20 protein-coding genes and 1 pseudogene are annotated in these 22294 nt (G+C 55.0%); 11 read left to right on the top strand and 10 right to left on the bottom strand.

Annotated elements, in window-relative coordinates; all coding sequences use genetic code 11:
• Nucleotides 1-11: 11 nt before the first annotated feature.
• Complete coding sequence (locus ACR3ZL_RS02780) at nucleotides 12-494, bottom strand: YkgJ family cysteine cluster protein (protein WP_473649405.1); 483 nt, start codon at nucleotides 492-494, stop codon at nucleotides 12-14.
• A gap of 146 nt (nucleotides 495-640) precedes the next feature.
• Here ACR3ZL_RS02780 and ACR3ZL_RS02775 point away from each other — a divergent pair, with 146 nt between their 5' ends.
• Entirely contained in the window at nucleotides 641-1546 is a 906-nt protein-coding gene (locus tag ACR3ZL_RS02775) for a formyltransferase family protein (RefSeq protein WP_473649406.1), read from the top strand.
• A gap of 149 nt (nucleotides 1547-1695) precedes the next feature.
• Here ACR3ZL_RS02775 and ACR3ZL_RS02770 read toward each other — a convergent pair whose 3' ends face one another.
• The 7 genes from ACR3ZL_RS02770 to ACR3ZL_RS02740 all read right to left on the bottom strand — a co-directional run bounded on the left by ACR3ZL_RS02770 (nucleotide 1696) and on the right by ACR3ZL_RS02740 (nucleotide 8746).
• Nucleotides 1696-1857 (bottom strand): membrane or secreted protein, encoded by a 162-nt coding sequence (locus ACR3ZL_RS02770; protein WP_473649407.1) that lies wholly within the window; start codon nucleotides 1855-1857, stop codon nucleotides 1696-1698.
• Between the two features lie 245 nt (nucleotides 1858-2102).
• A complete protein-coding gene (locus tag ACR3ZL_RS02765; protein ID WP_473649408.1) occupies nucleotides 2103-3188 on the bottom strand; it encodes a hypothetical protein in 1086 nt (361 codons plus the stop codon).
• Between the two features lie 270 nt (nucleotides 3189-3458).
• Nucleotides 3459-4724, bottom strand: coding sequence for a glycosyltransferase (locus tag ACR3ZL_RS02760; RefSeq protein ID WP_473649409.1), 1266 nt, complete (start codon nucleotides 4722-4724; stop codon nucleotides 3459-3461).
• Complete coding sequence (locus tag ACR3ZL_RS02755) at nucleotides 4721-6532, bottom strand: sigma 54-interacting transcriptional regulator (protein WP_473649410.1); 1812 nt, start codon at nucleotides 6530-6532, stop codon at nucleotides 4721-4723. Before ACR3ZL_RS02755 ends, ACR3ZL_RS02760 begins: the two co-directional genes overlap by 4 nt.
• Nucleotides 6532-7602 (bottom strand): hypothetical protein, encoded by a 1071-nt coding sequence (locus ACR3ZL_RS02750; RefSeq protein WP_473649411.1) that lies wholly within the window; start codon nucleotides 7600-7602, stop codon nucleotides 6532-6534. Before ACR3ZL_RS02750 ends, ACR3ZL_RS02755 begins: the two co-directional genes overlap by 1 nt.
• Entirely contained in the window at nucleotides 7569-7997 is a 429-nt protein-coding gene (gene aroH, locus ACR3ZL_RS02745; RefSeq protein WP_473649412.1) for a chorismate mutase, read from the bottom strand. Before aroH ends, ACR3ZL_RS02750 begins: the two co-directional genes overlap by 34 nt.
• A gap of 140 nt (nucleotides 7998-8137) precedes the next feature.
• The gene (locus tag ACR3ZL_RS02740) at nucleotides 8138-8746 is read right to left on the bottom strand and encodes a thymidine kinase (protein WP_473649413.1); all 609 of its coding nucleotides are present in this window, start codon (nucleotides 8744-8746) and stop codon (nucleotides 8138-8140) included.
• 55 nt (nucleotides 8747-8801) lie between these two features.
• On the opposite strand from ACR3ZL_RS02740, the gene ACR3ZL_RS02735 reads away from it, so the two are divergent.
• The 4 genes and pseudogenes from ACR3ZL_RS02735 (at nucleotide 8802) to ACR3ZL_RS02720 (ending at nucleotide 11698) form a co-directional block, all read left to right on the top strand.
• On the top strand, nucleotides 8802-9728 hold the full coding sequence (locus ACR3ZL_RS02735; protein ID WP_473649414.1) for a hypothetical protein: 927 nt from the start codon (nucleotides 8802-8804) through the stop codon (nucleotides 9726-9728).
• Entirely contained in the window at nucleotides 9716-10408 is a 693-nt protein-coding gene (locus tag ACR3ZL_RS02730) for a class I SAM-dependent methyltransferase (protein ID WP_473649415.1), read from the top strand. Before ACR3ZL_RS02735 ends, ACR3ZL_RS02730 begins: the two co-directional genes overlap by 13 nt.
• A gap of 36 nt (nucleotides 10409-10444) precedes the next feature.
• Nucleotides 10445-10947, top strand: a pseudogene (locus ACR3ZL_RS02725) (transposase); the annotation flags it as partial.
• A gap of 124 nt (nucleotides 10948-11071) precedes the next feature.
• The gene (locus ACR3ZL_RS02720) at nucleotides 11072-11698 is read left to right on the top strand and encodes an IS701 family transposase (RefSeq protein ID WP_473649416.1); all 627 of its coding nucleotides are present in this window, start codon (nucleotides 11072-11074) and stop codon (nucleotides 11696-11698) included.
• A 623-nt stretch (nucleotides 11699-12321) separates the two neighbouring features.
• Here the strand turns inward: ACR3ZL_RS02720 and ACR3ZL_RS02715 are convergent.
• Nucleotides 12322-13593 (bottom strand): FAD-binding oxidoreductase, encoded by a 1272-nt coding sequence (locus tag ACR3ZL_RS02715; RefSeq protein ID WP_473649417.1) that lies wholly within the window; start codon nucleotides 13591-13593, stop codon nucleotides 12322-12324.
• Nucleotides 13594-14289: 696 nt separating this feature from the next.
• Here ACR3ZL_RS02715 and ACR3ZL_RS02710 point away from each other — a divergent pair.
• The 5 genes from ACR3ZL_RS02710 (at nucleotide 14290) to ACR3ZL_RS02690 (ending at nucleotide 19280) form a co-directional block, all read left to right on the top strand.
• Nucleotides 14290-15705: a Gfo/Idh/MocA family protein gene (locus tag ACR3ZL_RS02710; protein ID WP_473649418.1), complete on the top strand. Its 1416-nt coding sequence runs from the start codon at nucleotides 14290-14292 to the stop codon at nucleotides 15703-15705.
• 124 nt (nucleotides 15706-15829) lie between these two features.
• A complete protein-coding gene (locus ACR3ZL_RS02705; protein ID WP_473649419.1) occupies nucleotides 15830-16111 on the top strand; it encodes a hypothetical protein in 282 nt (93 codons plus the stop codon).
• Nucleotides 16112-16113: 2 nt separating this feature from the next.
• Nucleotides 16114-16932, top strand: coding sequence for a TatD family hydrolase (locus tag ACR3ZL_RS02700; protein ID WP_473649420.1), 819 nt, complete (start codon nucleotides 16114-16116; stop codon nucleotides 16930-16932).
• A complete protein-coding gene (locus ACR3ZL_RS02695) occupies nucleotides 16929-18581 on the top strand; it encodes a sugar ABC transporter ATP-binding protein (protein WP_473649421.1) in 1653 nt (550 codons plus the stop codon). The genes ACR3ZL_RS02700 and ACR3ZL_RS02695 overlap by 4 nt, the downstream gene beginning before the upstream one ends.
• A 183-nt stretch (nucleotides 18582-18764) precedes the next feature.
• Nucleotides 18765-19280 carry a hypothetical protein gene (locus ACR3ZL_RS02690; protein ID WP_473649422.1) on the top strand — a complete coding sequence of 172 codons (516 nt, stop codon included), beginning with the start codon at nucleotides 18765-18767 and terminating at the stop codon, nucleotides 19278-19280.
• A gap of 151 nt (nucleotides 19281-19431) precedes the next feature.
• On the opposite strand, the gene ACR3ZL_RS02685 is transcribed toward ACR3ZL_RS02690, so the two are convergent.
• Entirely contained in the window at nucleotides 19432-20553 is a 1122-nt protein-coding gene (locus tag ACR3ZL_RS02685; protein ID WP_473653425.1) for a sigma-54 interaction domain-containing protein, read from the bottom strand.
• Between the two features lie 221 nt (nucleotides 20554-20774).
• Here ACR3ZL_RS02685 and ACR3ZL_RS02680 point away from each other — a divergent pair, with 221 nt between their 5' ends.
• On the top strand, nucleotides 20775-22259 hold the full coding sequence (locus ACR3ZL_RS02680; RefSeq protein ID WP_473649423.1) for an aldehyde dehydrogenase family protein: 1485 nt from the start codon (nucleotides 20775-20777) through the stop codon (nucleotides 22257-22259).
• Nucleotides 22260-22294 lie beyond the last annotated feature (35 nt).

Here is a 22294-nt window from a genome sequence, read left to right as displayed (position 1 = left end):
GTGGCACTGAATCACACTACGGGCAAACCCATTGGTTTTCGGCTGCGGATCGAGTCTTGTTTGCGACGACCGGATTGCTTGAACTGAATCCCATACATCGCTTCGGCGTACTCGTCGATTTGTTCGGGAGTTTCGAAGTAACGTTCGTAGCACCAATCGTCATCAAACTCGCACTCGTTGGTCGTGTACTCTCGGCAAATTTGCGGTCGAGTTTCGTAGATACCGCAGCGGTAGTCGTCTTGCAGGTGCTTGCACGTGGTGTGGACGAGCAGATACCAGGTTTCTTCGTCGACAAAAACGGTCGCTCGATCGTGCAACAGATACCACCGAATGAAGTCGAAATCCCGGCGTGACACCGGCTCGTCGATTGGCAAGGCAAAATAGTGGCAGCACTTCGCGGTGCAATGATCGCAAAGGTTTTCGCCCTTAGGCAGATCCGCTCGGCGGCGAATTTTTGCGGGTGTCGCGAGATCAGGGGTCGCTGTCGTGCTCATGAAGCTTCGTTGAAGATAAGGTGTCGTCTTGAACGCAACGGACTCAGCGGAGACACTCCGGGCATCCTCACGTGGTCCCTTTGGATCCTTTCGATCCGTGGCGGCCGCCTAGTTTAACTGAAAAGTCCCCTCAGAATCAGCCAATCATGGAAGTTGTCATCACTGCATTGGGCCCGGATCACACCGGCCTGGCCGATCCGATCATCCACCACCTTACCGGTCGGGGGGCCAGGATCTCTGAGATTCAGATGTACGACCACGACGAGAAGTCGCTATTTGCGATGATGTCGCGGATTCAGTTCGACATCGAATCCAACGGAAACGCGGACATCACGCTTTCGCAAATTCAGGACGAAATGCAACAGATCGGCGTCCACACAGGCTTGTCCATTCGAGCCTGGAGCCCAGACGTCAATCTACCTATAGCGACACCCCAAAAACGTAAGCCACGACTCGCGGTCGCCTGCACGTTCGTCGAACACACACCGCGAGCGGTGCTGCAGGCGGTCCAGGACGGAATTATCAACGCGGATGTTCCCGTCGTCATATCCAACCGCAAGAAACTCGCATCCCTAGCGGATGAGTTCGAAGCCGAGTATCGCATGATCGGTGATGGTGCCGGTGGAGCGGACAACGACGCGTTGGTGCAAACGCTCGATGAACTTCAAATCGACTACCTCATTCTGGCCCGCTACATGCGGGTGTTACCAGCGGAAGTGTGTTGGCAATTCGCTGGTGGACGGATCCTCAATCTACACCACGGATTGCTGCCTGGATTTCCAGGTTTCCGGCCATACCATGACGCCAACAACGCCCGCATGTTGACCTTTGGCGCGACATGCCACTTCATCACTCCCGAACTGGATGCAGGCAACCAGACGATCAACCAGAGAACTTTTTCGGTGGCCCCGGGCACGCCGATCGAGAAGATCATCGCGGAAGGTGAGAGCGACAACGAACCGAAGTGCTTAGTCGAAGGCGTTCGCCGAGTCGTTGACCGTGAAGTGTACCTTCACTTTCACCGGGTCATGCCACGCAAGTCCGGAAGCTGATTTCGAGGCAACGGTTTGCTACCGAATCAGTCTGGTGTCTAGGCAAGATTACCTTGTCGTGCGGCTTGAACTGCTTGGACGGGCTTATGCCTTTTCCAATACGATCAAGCCACTAATTGAAGCCGCTCAATCAAAGTGAATTGATCTGCCTAACGTCCCAACCAAGGCATCGCGTCGGGGATGATTCGGTTGCGAACTGGTTCGGGAACGGGCTGCTGGTAGCTGGGTGGCCGGGCACCTAGATCAGTTGGAGCGATGTCATCTAAAGGAAATGGATCGTGGACAATTGCATTGGCCTGTTGTTGATTCATTGTTCCAGCCGGTGGCAAGAAACTTCGCCCACGACAACCAGATGAAACAACAACGCAAAGCGCGACAAACGCAACCCCGAAGTGACTAGCGGTGCGCATGAGATGATCCTTCGGGATAGACGGGGGGAGGGACGGTTTCGATTTCATCGGAACTTGAGCTTTGGAGAGGTCAGTTGAAAAGACTCAAGTGACGACGATTTCGGTCTTGGTGTCGGGTCGATCCAAGACTGTCGATTGCAACGACGTTAGAACGAGAAATACCGCAACCAATTACGGATCGACTGCCCGGGAACGTAGGCCACGGGCTGTCCCCACAAACCTTGTCCAACCTGGACGGGGTAATTTTGTTGGCCGAACGTCACCAAACTGCCGACTGGGGCGGCTCCGGATTGCGGCGTGTAGACCGCCGGTGGCAAAGTGGTTGGCACGAGTGCGGCGGGAGGCATCACGGCCGGGGCCGCGATCTGAGCTGGTGGCGGTGCATAAGGACTGTCGTATCCCGCTGGTGCGACATTCGATCCACAACCGGAACTACCATACGGGCTCATCGCGGAATACGAGCTAGGTGGTGTAATTAGCCGACAATCACCCATCGTGGCGAAACCACCGTTGGCAATTTCAGGCGGGGGAACAGGTTGATAATCATCAACCAATCCACCTTGGTAATTCGGCCCAGGTTGATAGTTCGGCAAGCTGCGTGGCGTTGTCGTGGATTGTCCCAGCACGTCGTTGGGGCCCACGTTGGGTGTCGCCGGTAACGGAGACACCGTTTGAGGCTGTGGCGAAAACGAAGGAGCCGGTGCGGGTTGAAGCGGAGCCTGCGAAAGTCCCGGAGGAGTGTTCAAAGGTGGAGGCGAAAAGGTGCTTGGTGGCGAAAAATTGCCTGGTGTCTGAGGCGATGCCTGACCGGCAACACCACCTTGCGGCGGCAACGTAAATCCACCCTGCATGGCGACCTGCTGAAGCTCGGCGTTGCGGTAGCCGGTTTCATTGAATGTGTGTCCCGCCGTACGAAACGGATTGGTCGTGTCGCCCGCTCGCTGCAATGCAACGGACGTCTGTCGATCAGCCAGCGAGCCAGCGTTTGGTTGCTGTTGAGCAACGAAATTCGGCGCGTCCGGACTCTTGTAACGGTCCACGTTGCTCGCACTACCGATCGGTCGAAACGGTAGCGGTGACGACGCGTTGGGCAGCTGCTGCCCGTTGATCGTGCTGGAACTAAATAGGCTGACCAGATAGAACGCAATTCCGAACAGCAAGGCTTGATACAGCCCCAGCGCGTTCGGCTTGTGAGCCGCCCTGGTTTTTCGTCCTTGTTTTTTCGTTCGCATCGTTTGCTCCGTCGTCGCGATTCAGTGGTGGTCCGTCCTATGCTTAACGCACATGACCGACCAGCACTTTTTCGAGGTCGACGTGAAAGTCAACCGACTGCCTTGGTAAATCCCCCATGACAATCCTTGTCGCTAACATTTCCGAGCCGGTCAACACAAGCGGAAATCGCCTTCAATCGCTGTGAAACAGCGTTTCTATACTTTGTTTCACACAATCCGAACCTTGGACAGTCACACGACGAACGAACTGAACGCCACGCTCAGTCATCTTCAGCTCCGCGATTTTCGCAAAACATCGATATGTTTGGCGGCCATCGCAGCGGCGTCATCCGGATCCGTTTCGTGCACTGCATTCCGGCCACCCAGTGCGCATAGTGTGGTCAGCATCGAGGCGTCCAAGTCACGATCACGGCGCAGCCAGACGCCCAGCCCCTGTCGCTCGACTCGCTGGGCATTATCGAATTGATCAAACGCGAGTGGTCGGATCATTTGCGGCACACCGGCCTGGATGGCGCGGCTAGTCGTGCCAATCCCGCCATGATGGATGATGGCTCGACAATGCGGCAACCATTGGCCCAGTGGAATGTAGCCGACCGTGCGTACAAGTGCAGAATCGCTCACCGATATCGGATTCGATGGGCAGCACCACACGACCGGAATCTTTTCCCGTTCGCAAAGTCCAATAACCTGGCTTAGAAACTTATCGTCACCATGATGGGCCGACCCCGTCGTGACTAGTAGCGGACGATCGGTTGGCAGCGTTTCGTGAGATGTCTTTTCATCAATTCCGTCGTTGCTCGGGAAGCCAACGAAGTGAAATCGCCCATCGGCATAGCGCTGCGCGAGCTCGGTGGCGAACCAACTCGGGTACATCGCCAAGACTTGGTCAGGCGAGTGACACCATTGATTGAAGATTCGCCTTTGCTTAGGAAGGCCGGATAGTTCCGCACGAACAGGATTAATCGCCGGACCAAGGACACGATCTAAGAACAAGCTATCGCCCAAGAAATAGGTCAAGCGATTCAGCCGCGGCCATCCTTCGGGCAAGACGTATCGGGTCCAGCCATGATCGGGCAAAAGCCTTGGTGGGGTCATCGGATGACGCAGCATCGCCGGCGCTAAATGCACACTCGAAAGTGGGCATCGCGGCTCGAACTCACGAAACACTCGCGATGCGAAATCGAGTGGGTGCGAAACCAGGACCGTTCGCTCCGGTACGTACTTTTGCCGAATGAATTCAAGATGCGGCTCAAAGAATTTCTTCGCGACCTCAGCCAGCACTTTTCGCCCACCGGCCAGTGGACGCCAAAAGTTGGGGTCCGAGACGACCTGATCGAATGATTCGCGATCAACAACCACGTTGGGATTCGCCCCCGCCGCCGCGACAACGTCGGCATAGGGCTCCGCTACGCTGACGTGGCACTCGTAACCCAACCGAACCAATTCCGAAGCAATCGCCGTCATAGGATTGACGTCGCCGCGTGTCCCGCACGCTGAAAGGATCGCGATCGGTCGTTCGGTTTCCGGTGGGATCACGTCCGCTCTATTTCGTATTCACCAATTTTCCGGTACGCCGTCGCGCGGCTGATCCCCAACAACTTTGCAGCTTCGGGAACACTTCCACTGCATCGTGAAAGTGCTTTTTCGATCAGTCGTTTCTCCCAGATATCAATTCGCAAAGTATCGATTTGGGATAACCCTGCGTCACGCAATCCAAGATCGTCTTCCACAATTTCCGGTTCATCAGCCATCACCACAGCGCTGTCAATCACGTTGCGTAATTGGCGAACATTACCGGGCCAAGGATAAGTCGCCATGCGATGACGAGCGGCCTCGGACAACGACAACTGAGGCCGACCGTGCTGAAGCAAGAAGTGGGCAAGAAAGTGGCTGATCAGATGATCGATGTCTTCGCCGCGGTCGCGAAGCGGAGGAACCGGCAACTCAAACACACTGAGCCGATAATAGAGATCCTCGCGGAACCGACCATCGCGAACGAATTCAGTCAAGTCGCGATTAGTAGCCGCGATGACACGAACGTCGACATTGACCTGCTTACTGGCACCGACCGGCAAGAACGGATGCCCTTCCAAGATACGCAGCAACTTAGCTTGCCCTTCCAACGTCATCTCACCGATCTCGTCTAGAAAAAGCGTCCCTTGGTCAGCTTGTTCAAAGAGGCCGACATGATCGGAATCGGCTCCGGTAAACGAACCGCGTTTGTGTCCAAACAATTGACTTTCGAGCAAGTCTTTTGGAATCGCGGCGCAGTTCACCGTTAACATCGGTCGGTCGTTGCGGTTGCTGGCGCGATGAACCGCGCGAGCCACTAGCTCTTTCCCAGCACCACTCTCGCCACGAATCAGCACCGACCCGCTAGCCTTACCAACACGTTGAATTCGTTCCTTCAGTTTGACCATCACCTTGCTATCGCCGATCAATTCGCCTTGGTCAGCGTTCCGATTCGCAATGCGTTGATTTTCAAACTTAAGGTTTTCAGTCAACGTTGATTGGGTCAATCCGCTCGCCAGCAAACCGGCCGCTCCGGCAACCAGCTCAATCAATGGATCCGAATAAACCTGGTCATCGCGATAGAGAATGAGCACCCCCAACGATGTTTCCTCGTCAGTGATAGGCACCATCAAACAATAAGGCTCGCTATCGACATGCTGCGTTTTGTCGTGATAGTCGCTTGCAAAGATGCTGCCACTCTTCAACACCCGCTTCAGGCGATTGCGATCTAGCTTGAAAGCGTTTTTCTCTTTGGGGAACTGCCGCCGTACCTTCCAGCGACCATCGCCTCCGTCAACCACCAAAGCAATCCGGTCCGAATCGGTTCGCTGACATAACAATTGCAGCGTGGTGTCGATCACATCGTCTGGTTTCTGTCCGTGCAGCAGCGACAAACTGAGCTGATACAGATCGAGCAGATGATTCGGATGCTCGATCAATTCGCCAGCTTCTTTGACAATATCGGACTCCCGCGCCTTCCAGTGATCGAGATCCTCGTAGAGGGTCTGGGATAGCGGGTCACCAGCATTGGCATCGTCTTGCGGCACGATCAATTGCAAGGTCGTCTTACCAATCAAAATCTGTGTTTGATCGACCAGTCTTGCATGATCGGCTTTCTGACCATTGACCAGCGTGCCGTTGCGACTGTCGGTGTCACGCAGGTGCCATGCTTCAGCCTCGTAATACACAACCGCGTGAAAACGACTGCTATTTGGATCCGAGAGCATAATCTCACATCCGGTTGCGCGTCCGATGTGCATCGGGCGATCGGGATCCAGCGGATACTGTGTACCCTTTTCTTGACCCGTTTGGACGGCAAGGTAAGCGACCATTAAACGTCTCCCTGGTTGGACGCCGAATTAGGGCGTTCGAGGCGGCCGGCAAGTTCTTTCAAAGCAATCGGGAACGCCTTCGTATGCATTCCGACTTCCAGCCACCACTCTTGAATTAGTTGAGCAAGGGAGGCATCGTCGATCCCAGGTCCCACCAAACCTTCAAATGTTTCAGACGATCGCCACAATCCCATCGCTTCGAAAATTGGCATCTGTCCGTTGGTAAGCAGTCCGCGATCGGTCGCCTGGTCAAGCACTAAAGGAACAATCCCCAACGACCACGGCAGTTCCGTTGAACTCGACTTGCCCGCGGTATCGATTCCGCTGTTGCTGGCGTGCGTACGAGTGTGAGTGTCGATCGCAAGTTCCGACAACTGGTAAACCAACCGCAGCCATTCCGGGACCTTTGGCGACATGTCCGTTAAAACGGCTTCGATCCAAACCGACGATTGATGCGGGCTGTGCCCGGCCGCCCCGGATTGCAAAGGTTGGACGGCGTGAACGGTGACTTTGCTGGGCCACCAACCCTTAGGCGGTGAACCGTTCCAAATTTGATTGCCAATGGAACGAAGCATGCCGGGACCATACGCCTCGAACGCCTGTTTCAACGGGGCATATCGCAAACGCAGTTGCTCAGCCATCCGCGGCAAGTCGCTCGCCAAGGTGATCCGGCAAGTATCTAACGATCGGAAGACAGCCGCTGCGGTTTGTTCAGACTGCAATTGTGAATGCCCCGCTCGCAGTAACGCGACTTCACAAATTTGCGGCGTCAGCGGTTCATCACCACTACGTGAGACAACATCGTCGACGAGATGACTCCAAAACGCCGCTGGCTCTAGCGAGGCGGACACCAATCGCTCGAGAATGCGATCCGCTTCGGTCAAGAAGACTTTCACCGACGCATCGCTCTTCAACGGAGATCCTGCGCCGGATCCACGCGGCGAAGAAACACGTCCGCTGGAATCATCGGTCACTCGTGTCGACGATTCGACCATGCGAATCAGACTCAAGGTTGTCGATGCGATCCAGTTGAGTTTCAAGCTTCGTCTCGCATGTGTAGTTGGATCCATTGTTCAAGATCCTCTAAATCCACGCTTGGAACCTGATTTAAATCCGGTCGTAGCTTCACCGCTTCGCGAACATACACATGATGAATGTCCGATTGTGAACGATCCGTGTTCCAGTGCAGTAGGATCCGGATGCAGCGTGGCAGCGACCCGTCAACGCTTACCTCATAGCCGCACAAGAGCGGCACTTCCAACCAGCCCAGTTGGCGGGCAGCCAAAGCAGGGAACTCACTTTGCAGGTCTTTGGTGACCGTAAAGATAGCGCTTGCCACATCGCTCGATTCGATCTCGTTGCGGCGTATCATCAGCGCCAACAACTGCGTCGTCGCCTTTAGGATTTCATCTCGATCATCGCTGTCGACCGTCGTCGCACCGCGGACACCCCGGCATACCGTCATCGTCAAAGCAACCTTTGTAGAAACCAAATCCTGGAAAACAACCGTCGGACGGCAAGCGAACCGCCCCGAAACGTCCCCAAGATACCGTGAATCTCAAATTGCGACTAGCCGGAAAGTCTCAATTTGCGACGGTGTTTGATTTAATCCAATAGTGGCAATTCATTGTCGCTGCGTTGGGCCATGCCTTCTTTGAAGTGCCTTCGGCAAACCGAGGCGTAGCGATCGTTGCCCCCAATCTGAACCTGACTGCCGTCCTTGATCGTGTTGCCCTTGGAATCCAATCGCAGCACCATCGTCGCCTTTCGTCCACAGTGACAGATCGTTTTGATCTCGACCAAGCTATCCGCCCAGGCCAATAACGCTTCACTGCCCTCAAACAAATTGCCCTGGAAATCGGTGCGTAAGCCGTACGCCAAGACCGGAATTCCATGCTGATCACACACATCGCTAAGTTGACGCACTTGGCCACGAGTCAGAAATTGAGCCTCATCGACGAGCACGCAGTGCAACTTCGAATCTGCTGAATGCCGGTCAAAGACGCCCATCAGGTTGTCTGACGTGTTGAAAGTGACTGAGTCGGCCGCGATGCCAATTCGAGATGCGACCTTTCCTTCGCCAAACCGCTTGTCGATTTCAGGCGAAAGGATCAACGTATTCATCCCACGTTCGCGATAGTTGTAGCTCGATTGCAACAAGATCGTCGATTTCCCGGCGTTCATCGCGGAATAGTAAAAGTAGAGTTTGGCCACAGTCGAAATCTGAAGTCGAGGGAGTAGTGTCAATGAAGCGAAGCGGCAACAACGCATGATTGCGAGCAACCGGTCCATTCCGCTAATCGCGTGGCCGAGCCTGCTGTCGCTGGACGCCGTTGCGGTTGCCGTAACTTGGCAAACGCTATTGGTCGTCAGTTACCTGCATCGCTGGCCCAATTGGCCCGAGGTGTTTTCGCTTGGGTCAACGGTATGGCTGATCTACGTTGCCGATCGGTTACTGGATGCTTCCAAACTGGACGTCACCCGGCCCCACACGCTTCGGCACCGATTCTATCACCGACATGCCAAGTTGTTGATTGGCGGTTGGATGATAGTTGCGCTGTCGGCTGCTGGCTTGGTGATCACGCACCTGTCATTCGATTTAATTCGCTGGGGCTTGATGTTATCAGCGGTGGTGCTGGTCTATGGCGCGAGTGTGCACTTCGTTCCGCCTGTCATCGACGGATTCACAAAAACAAAATCGCGTCCAACCTCACGTCGCCGATGGTTCCCCAAAGAAACCCAAGTTGGATTCCTGTTCGCGATCGGCGTGTCACTCGTCATCTGGCCAAACACCACCGATCGTTGGGAGTCGTTCCAATTAGCGCTCACAACCCTCGCGATGGGTGTGCTATTCAGCATCAATTGCTTTGCGGTATCACGATGGGAATATGAACTGGACTTGGCTCAGTCGTACACCCGGATCGATTGCCGCAACGATACCACACGTGCTCGATTGGCGATGAACATGGCGTTGTTGTTCGTTCCAACCATGGCATTGTCAATTCGGTTGCCGGTCGTTCTTCTTACCGCGTTGTTGGCCGGAACGTTGGGAATGTCGTGGATGATCAACCGCCACTCGCACGTCATCCCGATCGCGCATCAGGCAACACCCCACTTTGAAATACGCGGTATCGTGGTGGATGCGTTGTTGTGGATTCCGGCGGCGTTTTGCGTAGCGATTCCATGCCCCACTTGAGTCGCAATTGCCAGCGATCGCAGCGTGGGTACGACCGGATTTCGTACTGCTATCGAACACTGGAAAAACTGGTGTTCCGAAATCAATTACAATCCGCTCGGGTGGCCTTGATCGACAAACTGCCGGTCTGGCATCGCATGCTGATTCTGGGTGACGGTGACGGGCGTTTGCTGGAAGGGATTCTGCAACATCGTTCCTCTTTCAGCGACGCCTCCTATCATGTGACTAGCGTCGATCAAAGCAACCGCATGCTATCGCTTCAAAAGCAACGAATCGAAAAGCTAAATCTGGCGGACCGTGTGAACTGGATTCAGACCGAGGCACTCGCATTCAGCCCCGACCATCGCGCGTTCGACGTCATCGCCATGCCGTTCTTCTTGGATTGTTTCGATGCAAACGAACTCGATCAAGCACTCCCCCAGTGGCTAAGCGGCCTGCAACGTGAAGGAACGTTGTACTATGTCGACTTCGTCCTCCCCGCTTCGGGATGGAAACGATGGCGAGCTCAAACGCTCAGCAAGGCGATGCACGTCTTTTTCCGCTTCGCGACCGGCTTGAAGAACCGAGAGCTTATCGATGTACCCCCGCGATTGAATTGTCTAGGTTTCCGCGCGATGACCACGGTGCATCACAGCTACGGCATGATCATCACCAGCCTGTATCGCCAAATTAATCGTTGAACACTTCACAGGAGTCAGACATTTGGAAGCGTCCCAATAATTGTTGAAAGATGGTCTCCCGAGGGCCAAAGTCTGCCCTTCGCAACTTTTCAATTTTCGTCGGGTGCAACCGACGGGGAGACCATCATGAATGAAGCTAATCATTTGAAATGCCTTAGGCAAGTTTCTGCGTCCGAAACCGGGCAAGTCTTTCGCGTCTCTGGCAAGAGGCAGGTAGGAAGTTCATTGTACAGCTGCGAGGCAAAGATCTCAGCACCATCGCCTGGTGCGCGTTGATGCTCGATGGCATACGTTTGAGTAAAGATCAGACGGCGGTGGTGGCACTGGGGATCGACGGTGAAGGACGCATACATGTCCTGGACCTTGCACTCGGCAGTAGCGAAAACTTAGAAGTTTCGCGTGAACTGATGAGTCGTATCGTCAACCGCGGATTCAATTGCGACCATCATTTGTACGTGGTTCTCGACGGTAGCGATGCCCTTCGCTCAGCGGTGATTGGGCTCTTCACTGATGCGGTCATTCAGCGTTGCTTGGTGCACTAGTACTACAGTCACACTTCCTCTGGATCGCTTGATTTTGGCAGTTTCGTTCTTAAGGAGAACGGAGAAGCCAGAGCCACTGACGGCGTCGGAGATTCGGAGTTGGGGCGAACAGCTAGAGCGCGTGAGCGATCGGATCGGCGTTCACTTTGGGCGACCGGAAATTCGACTTCGAACGCACGTGTATCTTCAGGCATTGTTGTCCAACGTGCCTCGAAATAACGGATGGCAGCTCGCAGAGCAAGCTGGAGATGCATCGCCAAGAAACATTCAACATTTCATTGGGCGATCGAAGTGGAATGCCGACGACGTCCGGGATGATTTGCAGCGCTATGTCGCCCAACACCTTGGTCATGACGATGTTGTTCTGGTGATTGACGAGACCGGGTTTCTGAAGAAAGGCACCCAGTCAGCAGGAGTTGCCCGACAATACTCAGGGACTGCCGGACGAATTGAAAATTGCCAAATTGGTGTCTTTCTGACATACCGTTCTGCCAAGGGGCACGCACTAATTGATCGTGAACTCTACTTGCCCAACGCGTGGTGCGATGACCGTGCTCGTTGCAAGGCGGCCCAGATTCCTAAAACCAAATCGTTCGCAACCAAGCCTGCGATAGCTCGTGAAATGCTAAAGCACGCCTTCAAAAATGGGTTTTCTGCGCGCTGGGTCACCGCAGACGAAGTGTACGGAGGCGACTCAAAGTTCCGTGAAACGATCGAGGTGTTAAACCCACTTCGTTGGTCGCTTTAGAGCGACCCCAAAAAACTATGTTGGAAATGTGCGCTACGTATCGACCCTCCTGGCACAGGCAATAACGGAGTTTGTCAGGATTGGTGAGGTTTGGGCGATTCGATGACTCGAGGGCGAAACAAGCGAAAGTAGCGTGAGAAGCAGGCATCGCATTCGTACGCTCGCCCGACAATAAACAGACGTTCATACCAACGTCTTCTGACGCGAAGCAGAAGTCCAGAACATTTCGGGCAGGTGTGACTTGGCATGTTAAAATCCTTGACATCAGTATCTCGAACACTGCATTAATGACCTCCACTCAAGCAGCGACTACTTCGTGTCTTGCGATTTAGTCGGATTTCCAATCCAGGGTCCGATCGTCGACCCCAGATCCCTAGCAACGGCATGCTCATTGCCATCGTGTCGGATGAAAATCGCAGTCGACACTTCCGCTAGCAATCTTGGGACGCTGGCGTTTAACCACGGGGCCCTGAACTCCGCCTGGAGCTGCTTTATCAGCAATGAATCACGATCACCGCGTAATGGCAATTGGATGATGCAAGCCCAGCGAGATGCGAGCCGAATCTTCAGCACGCCCCGCTGTCAGGACGACCGAGAGTGATGAAATTTGGGTGCTTTCCGATCTACGAAACGACTTCGATTTCAACATTGCTGGTTGGGCGCGCAACACACATGACAACTTCATCGGCCTCCGCTTCGAAGTCCGGTGGCGTGGCGTAGGCTACCGTGCCACGTCGCAGTTTGCACACGCAAGCTCCGCAGCTTCCGATCCGGCAGGCTGATTCCACTTCAATGTCTTGATTCTCGGCTAAGTCCAATAGGCTCGCATCGCTGCCATCCCATTGTGCCACTTGGTCATCCTCGTCCTTGCCTGCGAGAACGACTTCGTAGCTTTCGTGTTCGCCCGGCGATTGGTTCTTGACGGCAATCGCACCGACACCTTTGGCCTTCCCGCCAAACGACTCGTAATGCACTCGATCGGCGTCAACCTTGTGAGCAACCAAACCTTCGGCAATGGATGCCATAAAAACTTCGGGACCACAAATCATGAACTCGCCCGCTGTACCGCCCAATAGATTCAACATGGTTTCAGCATCGACTCTGCCTTGACCGTCACTCGCGTCCAACGTTTGTTGTGGGTTCGGCCTGCTGTAGAAGACGTGCAGAGATACCGGTAACAATCGGCCCACCTGTACAACGAGTTGGCGAAGCGTTTTCAAAAACGGAGCATTGTCATCGCTGCGGAGCTGGTAGAACATAGCGACTCGACGACGGGGTGATCGCTCTAGGTTCTCCAACAACATCGATAGCATCGGTGTGATACCAATTCCTGCGGCGATCAATACCAGCGGTTGATCGGCATGCGATTCATTGACGTGAAAAGATCCGCGAGGTTGCTGTATCTCGATAACGTCACCGACTCGGATTTGATCGTGCAACCAGTTGCTAACCTTACCGCCGGGAACTCGTTTCACGGTAATTCGGTAATGCGGTTCATCGGGACCGCCTGAAAGACTGTAGCAGCGTGCGACTCGTTTGCCTGTCGAAGCATCACGCATACTGACCAAAATCGACTGCCCGCTGCGAAAGCGGGGTAAAACTTGCTCGCGTCCAAGGCTGGAATTTCGTGGTCCCAAGCGGAACGAACGGCAATCCGGCGACTCGTCGCGAATGTCCATGACCTGAACTTCACGCCATCCTTTCCATCCGAAATCGCTAGGACTACGCCGGGCCAGCCGACTCTTGGCTTCCGCTTCGCGACCGAGCACAACTTGCATGTCCGTCTTGTAATCAAGGTCGATCGAAGCTTGTTCACGGCGTGACACGAACTGAGCGACCAAGTGGTAGGTCAGTACAAAGCCGATGACACCGAGAGTTAATTCACCAAAGATCACGGTACAGTCTTCTGGGATCGGAAAGTGAGGAAACGGTTTAGCAGGATCGCAACGGTTACGCGGGATTCGAAGTCGTTCGCCGGGTCAATGAACGCCTGCGAGACTACCAATTCGCGACAATACCTAAGCGTAGGTCACGATTGGTTGGTAATCGCCCACGCCGAAGGTGGTTGGCAAACCGATTGATCGCAGTTGTTCGACCGCCCTGTGAAAGCTAGCAATCCAAGGAAAGCCAGCAATCCAAGAGAGTTGGAGAACAGGCGGATTGTCGTTACCAAGCCGAAGACATCGAGCAGGAAACGGATCGAAGCTCTGGTGACAGGAGCCGAAAGGACAGTTTCCTGAAGGTCAGAAATCCGCATGAACTCAAGACGGCCTCACATGGACAGACGTCCGGGCCAATAAGGCCAGGATCACCCCCGTAACAATTGAATTGCGGCGTCGAATCCTTCTTGTTAAAATCCAGGTCCCCCCAAACGAAGAGTCGTGTCTGCGGAACTAACCGTGTGCGCTACCAATCACGTGCACGCTGAACTTGCGCACATTGATATTGCCGGTTTTTATCCTGCCCATATCGATGATGTCCAAGGGTTTCGCTTGGGTGTGAGCCTTATTCCGACTCACACGCCACTACCTACCTTCCTTCCCATTCCCTCTTTCGTTTCCCACCTCTCTCCTGATATTGGAAAATCTTTGATGGCTTCAAGAACCAATCGCCGCCGTTTTCTCGGCCAATCCGCCGCTTTAACAGCCGGTGTCGGCTACTTCGCTGGCACCACAACGGCCGCTGACGTTAAGCCAGCTTCGGCCCTGAATGCACTTTCCGCAGGGTGCATCGGAGTTGGTGGCAAAGGTGGTAGCGACACCAGTCACATTGGCGAGCAAGGTGTTTCGATCGCAGCGTTGTGCGACGTCGACCGCGATACGCTAGGCAAAAAAGGACGCGAGTTCCCAGACGCTCAGAAGTTTGATGACTTCCGAGAAATGCTTGACAAGATGGGCGACAAAATCGACATCGTGACCTGCAGCACGCCTGACCACACGCACGCGGCCGCTTGCGTCAAAGCCATGAACATGGGCAAGCATATCTATTGCCAAAAGCCTTTGACGTGGTCGATCCAGGAAGCTCGGGTGATGCGAGAGACCGCCGAAAAGACCGGCGTTGTCACTCAAATGGGCAACCAAGGATCCAGCGAAGACGGTTTACGTGAAGCCGTTGAAGTCATTCAAAGCGGCGCCATCGGTGATGTTTCGGAAGTACACATTTGGTCCAACCGCCCGGTTTGGCCACAAGGTGGTGGACGGCCTGCAGGCGAAGATCCCGTGCCAGATTCGCTGAACTGGGACGCTTGGATCGGCCCAGCCCCCATGCGACCTTTCAAGACCGGCGCTTACCATTCGTTCAACTGGCGTGGCTGGGTTGACTTCGGCACCGGAGCATTGGGCGACATGGCCTGTCACACAACCAACATGCCGGTCCGGGCATTGCAGCTATGGGATCCCGTTGCGGTAACGGCGATCAAGAATCCTGGCATCGTCGACGGCGAACAGTACCCCGGCAGTAGCTCGCTAATGTTCGAATTCCCCGAACGTGGTGGATTGCCAGCCTGCAAGTTTTACTGGTATGACGGCGGCAACTTGCCGTCCGAAGAATCGCTAGCGATGTTGCCTGCATCCTTCCAAAAACGGATCGCTCAACAGCGTGCTGGCGGACGCAAGACCAGCGGGTCATTGATCCTAGGCAGCAAGGGAGCTGTGTTCTCGCCAGATGATTACGGTGCTAAGTACCATCTGTTGCCACACGACGACTTTGCCGACTACCAACTTCCCGAGCAAACGCTACCGCGGATTCCTTACAAGGCGGGCGGCGATCAGCGTCAAAAGTGGGAATTCGTGCAAACCTGCAAGGGTGAATACGAGCCTGGAACGTTCAGTGGATTCGATATTGCCGGACGTCTGACCGAAACCATCCTGGTCGGCAACCTTGCCATGCGGGCCGGTGAAGGTCAGCGGATTGAATGGAACGCGAAGGACCTAACTAGCCCCAATGTGGCTTCGGTCAACGAGTTTGTCGGTCGAGAATACCGCAGCGGCTGGGAATTAGGCTCCTAGCTCGCCAGCCCGATAGAGTATCCTGGAAGATAAGTTTCCAATAACGTAAGCGAGGTGGTATCGTCCACCTCGCTTGCTTCGTTTCAGGCATGTACCTCCGCACCGATCTAGCAGAACCTTGACCATGAACGCCCAGCCCGCCGAGACCGTTCTCGACGTTTCCTTTTTAGAAACCCGAGCCAAATTGCTTGAGGTTGCCGCCGTGCTCGACCGCATCGATCGCTCGGCAACTGCCTCGGGCAGTCCTCTACCTGCCGCCGGACAAGAAGCCCGCGGTAAGTTAATCGGGGCAGTCGAGATCCTACTGCAGGACACACCCAATCGTGCCGAGAAGATTCAACAGTTGTTCTCTCGTGAGTACGATCCCGCTTGGCGGCAAACACTCGGTCTGCAGGAACAGGTTTAGTTATGGATTTCATCGACCCGCACCTTCACATGGTCAGCCGGACCACCGACGACTACGCCACACTGGCTCGGATGGGCTGTGTCGCGATTAGTGAACCAGCTTTCTGGGCTGGATTTGATCGTGGAAGCGCCGATGGTTTTCGCGACTACTTCGAACAACTCACCGCCGTCGAACCCAAACGCGCCGCCCAGTTCGGTATCCAGCATTACTGTTGGCTGTGCATCAACGCAAAAGAAGCCGAGAACGTTTCGTTGTCGCGCGAAGTGATTGCGATGATCCCAGAATTTCTCGATCGCCCGGGAGTTCTGGGGATCGGCGAAATCGGATTGAACAAGAACACCAAGAACGAAGCCACGGTGTTCATGGAACACCTTGAGCTTGCCATCCAGTACGACCAACCGATCCTGATCCATACGCCGCACTTGGAAGACAAGTATCAAGGCACGCGGATGATCCTGGACATGCTTTGCGAGGACTCGCGGATCAATCCCGATCGAGTCCTGGTCGATCACGTCGAAGAACACACGATCGCCGAAGTACTTGATCGAGGGTTCTGGGCGGGAATGACGCTGTATCCGGTGACGAAGTGCACACCGGATCGCGCTGCGGACATGATCGAACGTTATGCCGGCGAACGACTGCTTGCCAACTCTGCGGGCGACTGGGGAATCAGCAAGCCGACCGCCGTACCGGATCTGATTTTCCAAATGCGTCAGCGAGGACATACTGAATCGCTGATTCGAAAAGTCGTCTATGACAACCCGGTCGAATTCTTTTCTAAGAGCGGCAAGTTCCAGACACCAACACGTAACGACGGATGACCGCCCGGCTGGAATTGACCGGAATCGTCAAGTCGTTTGGTGCCACAAAAGCACTTGATGGAGTTGACCTGACGGTTCGTGCCGGCGAAGTCCACGCCATCATCGGTGAAAACGGGGCCGGCAAAAGCACTCTGATGAAGGTGCTCAGCGGTGCGCACCGTCCCGATGCGGGCACGATTCGGCTGGATGGCCAACAGGTCGTGCTTTCGGATCCGCGGCAATCCCAGGCTGCTGGGATTGCGATGATTTACCAGGAATTGAACCTGGCGCCGGACCTGTCCGTGGTTGAGAACATCACCTTGGGACAAGAGCCGACCTACGCAGGTTGGCGTCGAGCGACAGGCTGGATTAATCGTCGCGAACAGAAGCAGGCAGCGAGCAATGCGCTCACGCGACTGCACTGCCAGTCGATCCCGCTGGACCGACCGATCCATGAACTGTCGATCGCACAACAACAGATGATTGAAATCGCCCGGGCGGTAGCGACTTCTCGTGCTGACACAACTACTTCCAGTAGCGAATCGGATTCAGCGATGGCGTGCTTGCCGTTGAGACTTTTGATCCTCGACGAACCGACCAGCAGCCTGACGCAGGTGGATACAGAACATCTCTTCACCGTCATCGAAAGCCTGAAGAAAGATGGCATCAGTGTGCTGTACATCAGCCACTTTCTCGAAGAGTGCCAACGCATCGCCGACCGGTTCACGGTACTCCGTGATGGCCGAAGTGTCGGCAGTGGCATCATGCCCCAACTCGTTACGCAACATCAGGCGTCGCCAACATCCCACGCGGAACGCACACCCGATTCAGCTTTTGACTCAACTTCCGAGATAGAAAATACAGCAGTTGAATCGATGGAGTCGATCATTCACATGATGGTGGGACGTGACGTGTCGCAGCTGTACCCCGATCTTCAGCACGCCCGCGGCGAAGTGGCACTGGAGCTCAACGACGTGCAAGGTGCGAACCTTCCCAAACAGGTCAGCCTAAAAGTTCATCATGGCGAGATTCTTGGCATCGCAGGCTTGATTGGCGCCGGTCGCACGGAGACGCTTCGCGCCATCTTCGGCCTGGACTCACTGGCCGCCGGACGCGTCGTCGTGCACGGCCGGACCACCGCACGACGATCTCCGCGTTCGAGCTGGCTCGAAGACTCAATGGGCCTTGTCTCGGAAGACCGGAAGAACGAGGGGCTGTTCCTGAATGGCAGCCTCAGCGACAACCTCACGATCACGCGTTTGGCCGATTATCAAAGTCGAGGCTTGGTGTCGACATCTCGGATGCATCAAGCAACACAATCCTGGATGGACCAACTCGACGTCAAAGCGGAGGGCCCTGAACAGAAAATCGGCGAGCTATCAGGCGGCAACCAGCAAAAAATCGCCTTAGGCCGCTTGCTGCATCACGATTGCGATATTTTGCTATTGGACGAACCCACTCGGGGGATCGATATCGGCAGCAAGCAAACCATTTACCGCCAAATCGGTGAACTCGCGTCCCAGGGCAAGGCGATCATCCTGGTTAGCAGTTACCTGCCCGAATTGCTGGGGGTCTGTGATAGAATCGGCGTATTCGCTCAAGGACGACTCACCGAAATACGAAATACAGATCAGTGGACGGAACATGAACTATTGTCCGCCGCGATATAGTGCGTTTTGAAGATTGATCGGTTTTCACGAGCCATCTAACATCGACCATACGAAATTGGTTGGTGGGAAGTTGTCGCAAAGCCATTTGATGACGCACATGCGATTGAGATTCCCAGGGTTGTTTGCCGGCAATCAAGCGTCCCGTCACCGCGACTTTTGTCTACGTTTTTTGAGAGTAATGTCATGCGGAAACGTGTACCAGTTGTCATCGGTGGTGGCGTTGCCCTGCTTGTTGCTAGCCAATACTTCGATTTTGGGTTGGGCTTTCGCGACGGAGATGAGCCCAACAGCAAAGCCGAAGACGCCGCTTTAGCCTCGCTCGAAGAAGCCATCATGGACGTGGAAGAGTTCACACCGGCGATGGGCCCCGATACGACCAACGGTGACTCCGCTGAAGCCGACATGGAACTTGTTCCGGCCGAGCCGAAGCTGCCCGACGTGGTCGATATCCTGATTGATGGGAACCAGTACTGGGTTGCCGTCAATGCGAGTGACTTGGACCAGCGCGAAGCCAAGACGATCGAAGAAATTTTGGCGATGACCTCCGTGTTAGAGGGGGACGCCAGCGGAATTCGCGTTCGGATCGCACGCACGCCCGATGCAGTTGCTTCCGCTGAAGCGGCAATTTTATCGCGGCTCAATGAAGCGGGTCTATCCGACGATGCCATCGATTCGCGGCGTCAACTCGTCGAACGATAGAGATCGCATTCGACGAACTCTGTCGTCTGGCCATAAAGCTGGCGTCTGCTCATTAAGCTTGTGCGTTGCACAGGCGTGATTGCCCGCTGATTGACATGCGAAGCACGAATGGGGACCGCAACTTCACCTGGTCGATTCCATGCGTATCCGCTCAACCAAGCCCGTATTGGTTGATCTTCTTGTGCAGCGTGTTGCGGTTCATGCCCAGCTTGGCGGCAGCTTTCGTTTGCACGCCGCCACACTGAGCGAGGACCTGGATGATCAATTCTTTTTCGACTTGGTCCACCACAGTCGAGTGCACTTCGTCATCTTGCCCCGCTTCGGCTAGGCCTCGCGAAACCACATATTTCGCAAGAGTCTTCGCGTCCATCCGATCAACATAGGTCGCCGGATTGGCTGCACCCGCGGCCCCACCACCCGCTGAACGATTTGGCGGCCCGGCGGATAGGTAACGGCTGTCCGGGGTCCCCATCTCAGCAGGTCGACCGTCAGCCGATCCAGGCGAACGGTCGTCGAACGAACCGCTAAATCCATCGTCGAGCGGCTCGCCACTGAGCACACAAGCGGGTAGCAGATCGAGAGTCAATTCGTCCGTGTCGCTCATCACGACCGCTCGCTCGACGTAGTTTTGCAACTCACGAACGTTCCCCGGCCAGTGGTAATCTTGAAAAGCCACTAGCACTTCTGGGGCGATGTGCGACACATACCGGTCATTGATCTCGTTGTAGTACTCCAAGAAAAACGAAACCAGCGAAGGGATGTCGTCTCGTCGATGACGCAATGCCGGAATCTCGATCGGCACCACGTTCAGACGCCAGTAAAGGTCTTCTCGGAATCGATCGGCGTGAACTTGTCGCATCAAATCACGGTTACTGGCCGCGATCACCCGGGCGTCGGTGTGGTTGGTATTTGTATCACCAACTCGTTCAAATTCCTTTTCTTGCAACACTCGCAACAACTTGACCTGCAGCGTCATCGTCGTGCTGTTGATTTCGTCCAAGAAGATCGAACCGCCATCAGCCGCTTCAAACCGTCCGGCACGGTTCGCTACCGCCCCGGTAAAAGCCCCTCGGACGTGACCGAACAATTCGCTTTCGAGCAAGCTTTCACTCAAAGCGCCGCAGTTCACTTTCACGAACGGGCCGCCACTGCGATGGCTGAGCTGGTGGATTGCTGCGGCGATCAACTCCTTCCCCGTGCCGGTTTCCCCTAGAATGAGTACCGACGCATTGGTAGCGGCAACTTTGCGTGTGATACGATCAACTTCCCGCATGGCGGGAGATTGTCCGATGACACCGGGCAGCAATTGACCACGCACACTCACGTTGAAAAAGGTACCGTCATGGTCGAGGATGATTGGTCACGCAGTTACGAAACTGCCGAAATATTCAAAAGACACACGATGAGCCAGAATTGCCTCAACATGAGTTCGAATTGAAACGAGCAGCATTAGTCTATCAGGACACAAATTATCACGACACAGCCAAATGGGCTATGCGGTCGGCAAAGGAGCGATGCCGAATCGTTGCATCCGTCCGTAACTTACTGGCTAAAAACGCGGATCGCCTCATTGCGCTCAATCGAAATCCTCAGCGGACGGAGGATCTTGAGACCGTGGCCTCGGAATTGATCCCCTTGGCGGACGCTTTACACTGGATCGGTCGGCATGGCCCTAAGACGCTCCGGGACCGCCGGGTAGGGCTATCCGGACGCCCCATCTGGATGACCGGGGTACGCAGTGTCGTGCAGCGGGTGCCGCTGGGCCGCGTCCTGATCCTGGGGACTTGGAACTATCCGCTCTTTTTGAGCGGAGTTCAAATTGCCCAGGGACTTGCGGCTGGGAACCGCGTCAGCATCAAGCCGGCACCGGGCAGCGAAGATGTCACCGCATTATTAGCTGACCTGTTTTACCAAGCCGGGATTCCTCGCGAATGCTTAGCCGTCTTAGATAGCAGTCCTGAGGCCGCCATCGCGGCAATCGAAGGCACGGACAGCAACGATGTTGCCAGCAATGGCAACCCAGCCACTACTAGCTCGACCGATCAATCGCAACCGACCGGCAGCGCCGCTGACATGGTCGTTTTAACCGGAGCCGCCTCGACGGGCCGCAAGGTATTGCGACAAACGGCCGAAAAGCTCACGCCCACCATCATGGAACTGTCCGGTGTCGATGGCGTCGTCGTTTTGCCAGGCGCCGATTGGCGACGGGTAATCGATGCGTTGCAGTTTGGGTTTACCCTGAACTCAGGTGCGACCTGCATCGGGCCACGTCGATTAATGTTTGAAACAAACGATCCAAACGCTCGACCGGACGAGTTAGTCCACTGGATCGAAACACTTCGAAATGCCCCCGCCGTACAGATTCATCCAGCGGCACGATCCGGCGTTGCCGATGCCATTGCACAAGCGATCCAGGATGGAGCGATTGATGAAGTCGGCAAATTCGATGCCGTCCAGATTCTCCAGAGCGGAAAGATGTTCCCGGTCGTGCTTTCCAACGTTCCCGATGACCATCCGGTGTTGCAATCGGATCTATTCGCCCCCGTGATTTCGTTGCTGCCGCTTTCGGACATCCGAATCGCGATCTCTATCATCAATCGCTCGCCCTACCGACTAGCCGCCTCGGTGTTCGGTCCGCGGCAAGTAGCCGATCAGTTCGCGCAGCAAATCAACGTTGGAAGCGTTACCGTCAATGATCTGATCGCACCAACGGCTGACCCTCGATTGCCGTTTGGCGGCCGTGGAGAAAGCGGCTTTGGGGTGACTCGTGGACCAGAAGGTTTGCTGGCGATGACCGCGATTCGCGTGATTGCGACCCGGACGGGTCGGATCGCGCCTCACTTGTCGCCGCGGAAAGATACCGACGCGGACTTGCTAACCGGAATCTTACAATGGAAACACTCTCGCGGATTGCGTCATCGACTGGCCGCGATTCGTCGCCTGACTACTGCCGCACGGAACGGCAAGCCCATAAAGTAAGTAGCGGTCGGCGACGTTGACTTACTGATCGTTTC

It is taken from the genome of Rhodopirellula sp. J20-39, assembly GCF_057365095.1.
This window is presented reverse-complemented; position numbering and strand designations above follow the sequence as displayed.